Here is a 9,153-nt window from a genome sequence, read left to right on the forward strand (position 1 = left end):
CTGAAACACTTTCTAAATCGGATAACAGCCTTAAAACTTCCAGACTTTCCAATCCTAATTGAACTGCGGTTCCATAAATTGCCAATAAATTATAAGCATTAAATGTCCCGATGAGTTTTACCCAAACCTCGTTCCCATTTATTTTCAACAACAATCCCGACAATTGATTTTCGAGAATTTGCGCTTTATAATCAGCATAAGATTTTAAAGCATAGGTAAGTTTTCTAGCTGACGTATTTTGCATCATCACTTGCCCATTTTTATCATCAATATTTGATAAAGCAAAAGCTGTTTTAGGCAAATTGTCGAAAAATGATTTTTTTACATCACGATATTCTGCAAAAGTGGGATGATAATCTAAATGATCGTGCGATAAATTGGTAAAAACACCTCCTGCAAAATGCAATCCTTCGGTGCGTTTTTGATGAATTCCGTGTGAACTCACTTCCATAAAACAGTATTCAACGCCTTGATCACACATTTCTTTTAGATAATGATTTATCGTTATCGAATCTGGAGTGGTGTGTGTAGCTTTGTATTCTTTATCATCAACCAAGATTTTTACCGTAGATAAAAGTCCTACTTTGAAACCTGCTTTTTTGAATAATTGATATAATAATGAAGCAACAGTTGTTTTTCCGTTTGTTCCGGTAATGCCAACCAATTTTAAATTTTGAGAAGGATTTCCAAAATAATTAGCAGCCATATAAGCCAAAGCTTTGTTAGTATCTTTTACTTGAATATAGGTAATTCCTTTTGTGATTATTTCTGGAAAAGTATCGCATACTATGGCAATTGCACCTTGCCAAATTGCTTTTTCAATATAATCGTGACCGTCAGAAATCGTACCGCGAATCGCCACAAAAACATCGTTTGCTCCAACACTTCTGGAATCAAAATCCATTTTATTAATAGTAATATCCGTTGACCCTTTTACGGCTTCAATAGCGACTTTGTACATTATTTCTTTTAAAATAATCACGATAATTCCAATGTTATGGTTGTGTTTTTATCTAAATTTTCACCTGGCTGAATGGATTGTTTTTTTACTTTTCCAATGCCAATTATTTTTACTTTTACTCCAAGATTTCCAAATAGCGAAACGGCATCCATTCCTGACATTCCTTTTACATTTGGGACAATTGATGTTTGCAAGTTTTGTGATTTCTCATAATTGTCGTAATCATTTTCCTGTTTCAGAATTTTTCTATTTATGTTTTTAATCTCATTTGTCGAAGGTGTATCCGTAAAAATCTTTTGTGCAATTCTTTTAAAAACTGGCCCTGCGACATCAGCTCCATAATAATTATTGTGTGCTGTACTTGGTTTATGAACTACAACTATGCAGGAATATTTTGGATTATCGGCCGGAAAATAACCAACAAATGATGACGCATAATATTTTCCTGCTCCTCCATCTTTAGCATAATTTACTGCTGCCGTTCCTGTTTTTCCTGCCATCGAAAAATTTTTGGAATACAATTTTGAAGCCGTTCCTTTTTTAACAACGTTCAACATAACTGCCTTTAGTTTCTTAATAGTTTCCTGAGAGCATACTTTTGGGTTTATAACTTCCTTGTCATATTTTTTTATAGTTCTGTTCCACTCTTTAATTTCAGAAACGAATTGTGGTTTTACCATTTCACCGTTGTTGGCTACAGCATTATAAAAAGTTAATGTTTGCAAAGGAGTTATAGAAACGCCATAACCAAAAGCCATCCAAGGAAGTGAAATATTAGACCAATTTTTATCAGTTGGTTGCGGAACGAATGGTTTACCTTCTCCTTTGATTGAAAGTCCCAAAGATTTATTCAATCCATAACGGTTGATGTGATTCACAAACTGCGAAGGATTATTTTTATAATTATCATAAACCGCCTGAACCATCACCGTATTTGAAGACAATTCAAATCCTCTAGCTAAACTTATTTTACCATAACCACCTCTATGAGAATCCCTCACGTGTTTTCCTGAATAAGTAATATCTCCACCATAGGTATCGAAAACAGCACTTGTATCAATTTTTTTATCTTCGAGCAAGTTCATCAAATCAACAAGTTTATAAGTAGAACCTGGTTCGTGTGCTTCGGCAACTGCATAATTTGTAGTTTCATAATAAGAACCATCTCCTGCTCTACCCAAATTTGAAATAGCTTTTATTTTTCCTGTTTTGGTTTCCATAACCACCACACAACCGTGATCTGCTTCGTAATCAGTCAATTGCTTTAGCAAAGCATGATGCGCAATATCCTGAATAAAAACATCAATTGTAGAAATCACATCATAGCCATCTTGTGGGTCAACTTCATTAACATCACGGATAGGTTTCCATTGTCCTTTTGAAATTTTTTGTTTCAAAATTTTACCATCTTTCCCATTAAGATACCTACGATAAGCCCACTCGATTCCTTTTCCATTTGAATCTCCATTTGGATTTCTTCTTTCATATCCAATGGTACGCTCGGCAATTTTTCCTATCGGATGTTCTCTAACAGTTTCTTGTTCGATGATAATCCCTCCTTTATAAGTTCCTAAATTGAATAAAGGAAAACTTTTAATTTTGATAAATTCAGTATAACTCAAATCTCGAGCTACCAAAAAATACCTGTTTTTATTAGCTCTAGCTTTTCTAAATTCATTCAGAAAAAAACCACTTGGTTTTCCCAAAAGCAAAGCCAAGGAATCAGAAAGCGGTTTTACATTTTTTTCGAATGCCTCTGATTTTGGAGCAACGGCATCAAATCGAATTTCATAATTGGGGATTGAAGTTGCCAGGAGACTTCCATCGGCAGAATAAATATTCCCTTTGTTGGCTGGAATAACAAAATTCCTAACTGTTCTTTCTTTGGCTAACTTTCTATAATAATCACCTTCAACCCATTGAATGTTTGTTAATTTTATGACAATAGCAATTGCCATCAAGAAGATAGCGAATGCTACTAGATAAATTCTGTAGGATATATTTTTATCTTCTACTGCCATATTTTTTTGAAAAAGCTTTTTTCTTCTACTTTTTTGACTTTTATTTTTATTGGAGGAACTGTTGAAGGGAAAATTTGTTTCTCAACCATTTTTTCAGAAACAGTCGATTCCATTTTAAGTTTCATTAATTCCGAACGTCTATCTACAAATTCCGAACGCAGTTCTTTTACTTGATTTGTCAACTCGGTAATCTTGAATACTTTTTGTTCAAAACGTTGTGTATTGGCAATCATAATAATGGCAAGAATAATCAGGAAAACGATGAAACGCCAGTTTTTCAGGGCGTCATCTTGAATAAGAAATCGTGCTTTCAATATGCCGTAAACCCCGTTTTTCATTCTTTATGCTAATTATATTTTTTCAGCTATTCTTAATTTTGCGCTACGTGCCCTGTTGTTAATTTTAATTTCTTCATTATCGGGAACAATTAGTTTACCGATAGTTTTGAATGGAACTGAAAAGTTTCCAAAAAAATCACGCTCTGGTTCTCCTTCGAACATTCCGTTTTTCATAAATCTTTTTACCAATCTATCTTCTAATGAATGATAAGAAATCACACTTAATCTTCCACCTGGATTTAATATTTCTAATGATTGCTCGAGAAATTCTTTTAAAACATCCATTTCCTGATTGACCTCAATTCGAATAGCTTGATAAACTTGAGCCAATATTTTATTTCTCAACCTCTCTGGTAAATATTTTGCCAAAACTTCTTTCAGTTCATCTGTAGTTTTAATGGATTGATGTTCTCTAGCCTCTATAATTGTTCTTGCCAAAGCTGGTGCATTTTTTAATTCACCATAATCCAAGAATACTCTTTTCAAGTTGATATCATCATATTCATTAACCACTCGATAGGCATTCAAATCATTTTTTTGACTCATTCGCATATCTAATTCTGCATCAAAACGAGTAGAAAAACCTCTTTCAGGAACATCAAATTGATGTGAAGACACGCCTAAATCACCCAAAATTCCATCTACACTTTTCACACCATAAAAACGCATAAATCGTTTTATAAATCTGAAATTCTCATTGATTAGTGTAAATCTTTCATCCGGCAAAGCGTTTGCCAATGCATCTTCATCTTGATCAAAAGCAAATAATTTTCCATCAGGTCCTAGTCTACTCAATATTTCTTTTGAATGACCTCCGCCTCCAAAAGTTACATCAACATAAATACCATCTGGTTTTATATTCAACCCATCTACCGAAGCCTTAAGCAAAACTGGATTATGATATTCCATTGTCGTTGTCATTTTGGCTCCCCATTACATCTTCGGCTAAATCAGCAAAATCAATATCTTCGCCGTTAATTGATTTTTCATATAAATCTTTATCCCAGATTTCGACAATATTCACTGCTGATGAAAACACGACTTCTTTTGAAATACTGGCAAAACTCACTAAATCTTTTGGAACTAATAATCTTCCCAAAGCATCAATTTCAACTACTTTTACACCAGCAGTAAACCGGCGGATAAAGTCATTGTTTTTCTTTACAAATCGATTGAGTTTGTTGATTTTTTCCATCATTAAATCCCATTCTTCCATTGGATACAATTCTAAACACGGTTGAAAAACAGAACGCTTCAAAACAAACCCGTTTTGAAGAGAAGTAGCCAATTGCTTTTTTAAAGGCGCAGGCATTAGCAACCTCCCTTTGGCATCGACTTTACATTCGTATGTTCCGACAATTGTATTCAAAAGAAAAAATTTAAATGATGTAGAGCAAAAATATAAAAATTATTACCACTATTTACCACAATACCCCACTTTGTTAATAAGTTTTACCACTTCGTAAGGAGAAACCTTAGTTTTTAGTCAATCAGAAGATTAGACGTTTTTAACTCTTTGTTAAGAAGTATAGAATTGAGAAAAAGATTAGAAACCAAAATGAAATTTAAGATGCTTTAAAAACCCCTTTGAAACAAACAAAAATGAAAATTTATGAAGCCCAAACTTTTATTATTTATAGATAGCTTTTCAATAAAGAAAGAAATATATCCTTAAAATATATCATCAAAAATTCTTTTTTATTTTTTAAATCCTATATTTGTGGAAATTGAAAATTCGCTAAAAAAGGGATGGAAAAATACTATAAAAAAGAAGGTAGATACAGTTATTATGAAGCTGGAGAAGGCACTCCAATTGTTGTTTTACACGGTTTAATGGGAGGATTGAGTAATTTTGATGCAGTTGCTAGTTATTTTTCTGAGAAAGGCTATAAAATAATCATCCCCAATTTACCAATCTATACGCAAAGCATTTTAAAAACCAACGTTAAAGCTTTTGCAAAATATGTAAAGGATTTTATCACTTTCAAAGGATTTGAAAGAGTAATTTTATTAGGAAATTCTCTTGGAGGACATATTGCGTTATATCACACCAAAATGTATCCTGAAAAAGTGGCAGGACTTGTTATCACAGGTAGTTCTGGGCTTTATGAAAGTGCAATGGGCGATAGTTATCCTAAAAGAGGGGATTATGAATACATCAAGAAAAAGGCAGAGGATGTTTTTTATGATCCAAAAATGGCAACCAAAGAACTCGTTGACGAAGTTTATGCGTCTGTAAATGACCGAATAAAACTGATAAAAACATTGACCATTGCTAAAAGTGCCATTCGGCACAATATGGCTAAAGATTTGCCAAAAATGCATGTTCAAACCTGTATTATTTGGGGTAAAAACGATAATGTTACTCCTCCAGATGTTGCAGAAGAATTTCATAAATTATTACCCAATTCAACCTTGTATTGGATTGATAAATGTGGTCATGCCGCTATGATGGAACATCCTGAAGAGTTTAATCGCCTGTTGGAAATCTGGTTAAAAGAAACTCATTTGAATGCTCACTAGCCTTCAAGCAAAGAATTTACAAACACAATTATGAAAATCAACACAGCCGAATTTATTGTCAGCAACTCCGAAGTAGATAAATGTCCGAAAGACTTTTTGCCAGAATATGCTTTTATTGGCCGGTCGAACGTTGGGAAATCGTCATTGATTAATATGCTGACTAACCATAAAAATTTAGCAAAAACCTCAGGAAGACCTGGAAAAACACAATTAATAAATCATTTCAAGATTAACAATAATTGGTTTTTGGTAGATTTACCTGGTTATGGTTATGCCAAAGTTTCTAAGAAAACAAAATCTGTTTTTCAGCAATTTATTACCGATTATTTTGAAACCAGAGAACAACTTGTTTGTGCCTTTGTGTTGATTGATATTCGCCACGAAGCACAAAATATCGACATCGAATTTATGGCTTATATGGGTGAAAGTGAAATTCCTTTTTGTATTATTTTCACAAAAGCCGATAAGATTAGTAAAGTAAAAATTGATTCTCATATTGCTGCCTACAAAAAGAAAATGTTTGCTAACAATTGGGCCGAAATGCCTCATTATTTTATAACCTCAGCCACAGAATCTACTGGAAAAGAAGAAGTTTTAAGTTATATAGACGAAGTAAATCAAGAAGTTTTTAAGAATAATTCTGAGTTTTAAAAGGATTCTCATTTATATTTCACAAAAAAAGCCCAAAACTAAAATTTCAGTTTTGGGCTTTTTTTGTGAAATAAATTTACAGTTTCAACTCCAATTTCTCTGCAAAATAATCGCAAAAGTCTTGCATTGTAGCAGTCATTTTTTCGTCGCCAGTAGCTCTTTGAAAGGTTTCGGTCATAGAAAGTAAAGTTTGATGAAAGAAAATTTTCATTTCTTCAACAGACATATCTTTAGTCCACAATTCAATGCACTTCGTTGATTTTTCGTCACTGTTCCAAACGGATAACATAAATGCTTTTGCCTCTTCTAATTCCACACCTCCTTCAACGGCAGACCACATTAACTTTTCGGGAATTCGGTTTTCATCTAATTGAATACCTATTTTAATTTCTGATGTATTGTTATTCGACATTTTTTTTGGGTTTATATTTAGATTTTTCAAATATTTCTTTAGCATTCATTTTCATTAATTGATCAACGCTTATGTCGTTGTTTTTCATAAAAGAACGAACAATTTGCCAACCTATCCAAGTTCCAACTCTTCCCGGAGATTCATTATCAATTTCCAAATAAAATTTAGAAAATGGAGCGGGATTGATAAATCGGTTATCCAATTTTTGATCATCGCTATAAAGCATTTCTCTTTCTAGAAAATAACGCCACATATAACTTTCGTTTTCATCACACCACTTGATTTGTTCTAGTGTGTAGCCCATTTTTTCAGCATCTGCATAATCTGGTAAAAGAATATCTTTTAGATACAATTGCTTGCCAAAAAATATCATTTGGCTCAATAAATTTTTATCAGGAATGGGTGCGATTTTTTTTGTCGAAAAACTAGAAACCACATCTGGCATAATCTGTTTTTCTTCAAAATTTTGTTTTAAATATTTTGGAAATTGATAAAATTTATGTTCTTTTCCCAGATACAATTCCAGAGAAATAATTACTAAACTATCGGCATAAATCACTTTGTTATTATAATCCATTTCCGAAATTACGGTGATGATTTTTGGCGTTTTGGTTTCCGGAAAATAATATTTTATGTGTTTGAAAAGCGTTTCCAATTCATTGTGAATGGGTTCAAAATTCGAATATTTTTTTTGAACTTCAGTGTACAATTCTCTCCAAAGTGGGTTTTGCATTTTTTCTAACCAAACGCTATCAGGAGTATCTTGCGGAAAAAAGAATGGAAATTCTTTTTTTAGTTTGCCCAAATCCTTTGGAGAAGTTTCAAAAAATAGTTTATCAAAGCGTTCTACCTTGATTTTTATAGGAATAGATTCGACTGCTTTTTCCTCTTTTGACTTTTTTTCACAAGAAAACAAAGCAATTACTAAGGTAAATATTAAAACTATTTTTCTCATTTTATTTTTTTTAGCCCCGATAGTAGTGGAAATCCTTTTCTTTTTTTTCTTTAGAAAAAGAAAAGATTGTAATGGATAGCGGGAAAAGCTTCTAAAAATTATTATTTTTGCAAATATACAATTCCTACTTTTTAAAAACCCAAACTATTATGCCAAAAAAAAGCACCATTCAAGTTGAAAAAGTAAATACACATATTGTCAATTGGTTAAAAACGTATGCTGAAAACGCAAAAGTAAATGGTTTTGTTGTGGGAATTTCTGGCGGAGTCGATTCAGCGGTAACTTCAACACTTTGTGCACAAACTGGCTTGCCTACTTTATGTGTAGAAATGCCAATTCATCAAGCTGCAAGTCACGTATCTCGAGGACGAGAACATATTGAGCAATTGAAAAAACGATTTTCTAATGTTACAAATATTGAGGCTGATTTGACTTCAGTTTTCGAAACTTTTAAAACTGTTGTTCCAATTGATGCCGATATTGCCAAGGTTAATTTGTCATTAGCAAATAGTCGTGCTCGCTTACGAATGACAACTTTGTATTATTTTGCTGGAATTCACGGCTTATTAGTTGCCGGAACAGGAAACAAAGTCGAGGATTTTGGAGTTGGATTCTATACAAAATATGGAGATGGAGGAGTCGATTTAAGTCCAATTGCTGATTTAATGAAATCAGATGTTTATGCTTTAGGTGAATTTTTAAAAATACCTAATTCTATTTTAGTGGCTTCGCCTACCGATGGATTATTTGGAGACGACAGAACCGATGAGGATCAACTAGGAGCCAGTTATGACGAGCTGGAATGGGCAATGATTGAAGATGAAAAAGGGAAAACAGCAGCAGATTTCTCGGGAAGAGAGAAAAACATTTTCGAGATTTATAAAAAATTAAACAGGATTAATCAGCACAAAATGAAAGAAATACCTGTTTGTTTAGTCATAAAAGAATTAAAGTAGTATTTTTCTATTAATTTGCAGTAATTTACAAATTTTATTTATTAACTTTACATCTCAATAAATACAAACCTTTCTAAAACTTAATATCATGATAAAAGTCTGTTTAGCGGATAACAATCCCGTTGTGCATTTTGGAGTAAAATCCTACTTCAAAGACCACGACGACATTTCAATTGTTGCCAACGTTGGTAATTTTTTAATGGTAAGAGACATACTCCTGATTAAGGAGATAGATGTTTTAATATTAGATTTGGAGTTGGAAGGTCTTACAAGTATTTTTGAAATAAAAAAATATTTTAAAAAATTTTCCAAAAACAAAAATTATTATTTTAACCA

The 9,153-nt window shown here is 32.6% G+C and carries 10 protein-coding genes and 1 pseudogene; 4 read left to right on the forward strand and 7 right to left on the reverse strand.

Features of this window, described 5'->3' with window-relative positions:
- The 5 genes from PHC28_RS11430 to mraZ all read right to left on the reverse strand — a co-directional run.
- Positions 1–982: UDP-N-acetylmuramoyl-L-alanyl-D-glutamate--2,6-diaminopimelate ligase (locus PHC28_RS11430; RefSeq protein ID WP_300100291.1), on the reverse strand; the 982-nt coding region annotated here is incomplete at its 3' end.
- Positions 979–2,982 carry a penicillin-binding protein gene (locus tag PHC28_RS11435; protein ID WP_300100294.1) on the reverse strand — a complete coding sequence of 668 codons (2,004 nt, stop codon included), beginning with the start codon at positions 2,980–2,982 and terminating at the stop codon, positions 979–981. The genes PHC28_RS11430 and PHC28_RS11435, both read right to left, overlap by 4 nt.
- Positions 2,973–3,320 (reverse strand): FtsL-like putative cell division protein, encoded by a 348-nt coding sequence (locus PHC28_RS11440; RefSeq protein WP_300100297.1) that lies wholly within the window; start codon positions 3,318–3,320, stop codon positions 2,973–2,975. Before PHC28_RS11440 ends, PHC28_RS11435 begins: the two co-directional genes overlap by 10 nt.
- 12 nt (positions 3,321–3,332) lie before the next feature.
- Complete coding sequence (gene rsmH / locus PHC28_RS11445) at positions 3,333–4,241, reverse strand: 16S rRNA (cytosine(1402)-N(4))-methyltransferase RsmH (RefSeq protein WP_300100300.1); 909 nt, start codon at positions 4,239–4,241, stop codon at positions 3,333–3,335.
- Positions 4,216–4,689: a division/cell wall cluster transcriptional repressor MraZ gene (gene mraZ, locus PHC28_RS11450; RefSeq protein ID WP_300100303.1), complete on the reverse strand. Its 474-nt coding sequence runs from the start codon at positions 4,687–4,689 to the stop codon at positions 4,216–4,218. The genes rsmH and mraZ overlap by 26 nt, the downstream gene beginning before the upstream one ends.
- A 380-nt stretch (positions 4,690–5,069) precedes the next feature.
- Here mraZ and PHC28_RS11455 point away from each other — a divergent pair, with 380 nt between their 5' ends.
- Both PHC28_RS11455 and yihA read left to right on the forward strand, forming a co-directional pair.
- Entirely contained in the window at positions 5,070–5,843 is a 774-nt protein-coding gene (locus PHC28_RS11455) for an alpha/beta hydrolase (RefSeq protein WP_300100306.1), read from the forward strand.
- A 30-nt stretch (positions 5,844–5,873) separates the two neighbouring features.
- Positions 5,874–6,494, forward strand: a complete 621-nt coding sequence (gene yihA / locus PHC28_RS11460; RefSeq protein WP_300100311.1) for a ribosome biogenesis GTP-binding protein YihA/YsxC — start codon at positions 5,874–5,876, stop codon at positions 6,492–6,494.
- A 76-nt stretch (positions 6,495–6,570) separates the two neighbouring features.
- Here the strand turns inward: yihA and gldC are convergent, their stop codons facing one another.
- Together gldC and gldB are read right to left on the reverse strand one after the other, a co-directional pair.
- Positions 6,571–6,906: a gliding motility protein GldC gene (gene gldC, locus PHC28_RS11465; RefSeq protein ID WP_300100314.1), complete on the reverse strand. Its 336-nt coding sequence runs from the start codon at positions 6,904–6,906 to the stop codon at positions 6,571–6,573.
- Entirely contained in the window at positions 6,896–7,861 is a 966-nt protein-coding gene (gldB, locus tag PHC28_RS11470) for a gliding motility lipoprotein GldB (RefSeq protein ID WP_300100317.1), read from the reverse strand. The genes gldC and gldB overlap by 11 nt, the downstream gene beginning before the upstream one ends.
- 149 nt (positions 7,862–8,010) lie before the next feature.
- Here gldB and nadE point away from each other — a divergent pair, with 149 nt between their 5' ends.
- Both nadE and PHC28_RS11480 read left to right on the forward strand, forming a co-directional pair.
- Positions 8,011–8,817 carry an NAD(+) synthase gene (gene nadE, locus PHC28_RS11475; protein WP_300100319.1) on the forward strand — a complete coding sequence of 269 codons (807 nt, stop codon included), beginning with the start codon at positions 8,011–8,013 and terminating at the stop codon, positions 8,815–8,817.
- An 88-nt stretch (positions 8,818–8,905) separates the two neighbouring features.
- Positions 8,906–9,153: pseudogene (locus PHC28_RS11480) on the forward strand (DNA-binding response regulator); the annotation flags it as partial.

The organism is Flavobacterium sp. (assembly GCF_028712645.1).
GTDB lineage: Bacteria > Bacteroidota > Bacteroidia > Flavobacteriales > Flavobacteriaceae > Flavobacterium.